General features: G+C 67.4%; 1 protein-coding gene. It reads left to right on the top strand.

The window, feature by feature from the left end; all coding sequences use genetic code 11:
* The coding region (locus IE262_RS39045; RefSeq protein WP_308432859.1) for a LamG-like jellyroll fold domain-containing protein at positions 1 to 1030 on the top strand (1030 nt) is incomplete at its 5' end.
* Positions 1031 to 1367 lie beyond the last annotated feature (337 nt).

Below are 1367 nucleotides of genomic sequence, written 5' to 3'. Positions count from 1 at the left end.
GAGCGGGTTCCAGCTGTACTACTCGAAGGCCTACGACAAGTGGGTGTTCAACCGGCACTCCAAGGACGCCGACGACACGGAGACCATCCGGTCGCTGAGCACGAGTGCGGCGCAGGCCGGGGTGTGGACGCACCTGGCAGGGACGTACGACGCGTCGGCGAAGAAGATCCAGCTGTTCGTGAACGGCAAGGCGCAGACGGCAACCGAGTTCACCACACCCTGGCGGGCGGGCGGCGGTCTGCAGATCGGCAGGCTGCGCTGGCAGGGCGCCTGGCAGGAGAACACGGGCGGCCTCATCGATGACGTGCGGACGGTTCAGTCGGTCCTGACGCAGGCCGACGCGACATCGATCTACGGCGGCGGGCTGCCCGCGCACCTGCAGGAGTTGGCCTCGTTCCCGCTGGACGAGGGCGCCGGTGCGACGCAGGTCAGTGGAGGCATGGGCGCCGGTCCGGTGGCGATGGTCGCCGGGGCCGGGGCTCAGCTCGGTGCCGCGGGCAAGGTCGGTTCGGCGTTGAAGCTGAACGGGACGTCGGCGTATGCGGCCACGGCCGGACCGGTGGTGGACACGACCAAGTCGTACTCCGTGTCGGCGTGGGTCAAGCTCGACAACAAGGACAGGAACCACACCTTCCTTTCGCAGTCGGGGAATCACGCCAGCGGCTTCCAGCTGTACTACTCGAAGGCCTACGACAAGTGGGTGTTCAACCGGCACGCCACGGATGTCGATGAGCCGGCGATCGTCCGGTCGCTGAGTACGGATGTGGCGCAGACCGGGGTGTGGACGCATCTGGCCGGGGTGTACGACGCGTCGGCGAAGAAGATCCAGCTGTTCGTGAACGGCAAGCCCCAGGCGGCGGCCGACTTCACCACCCCGTGGCGCGCGTCGGGTGGCCTCCAGATCGGCAGGCTGTACCACCAGAGCACCTCCCAGGAGCACCTGGCCGGGACCATCGACAACGTCCGTGTCTGGGACCGGGCTGTCGGAGTCGACGAGATCTTCAACGACGGGATTCAGGTCAAGAACTGACGGTCGCTGAACCGTTTCCCTTCCGGGGCCCGGTACGGCAGGTCCTGCCGTACCCGGCCCGGTTTCTTCCCAAGCACCGGAGACCCACTTTCCGCTCGCTTGATCGCCTGATGAGCAGGATCAGTGATGAGACTCAAGGGCAGATTCGTGCTGCCGTTAACAGTGACCACAGCGTTGGCAACGGCCCTGCCGACGACCGCTTCGAGTGCCCTGTCCACGGCGTCGCCCGCGGCGCAGGCCTCCTCCCTCCGGTCGGCAGGCCCCGCCGAGACAGCGGCTTTCGGTCTGGATGAGGGGGTCGGGTCGCGGCGGGTGCTGGGGGGTGCGGCGCAGGAGT

The organism is Streptomyces bluensis (assembly GCF_014650715.1).
GTDB lineage: Bacteria > Actinomycetota > Actinomycetes > Streptomycetales > Streptomycetaceae > Streptomyces > Streptomyces bluensis.
Note: the sequence above shows the minus strand (reverse complement) of the source record. Positions and strands in the feature narration are given on the sequence as shown.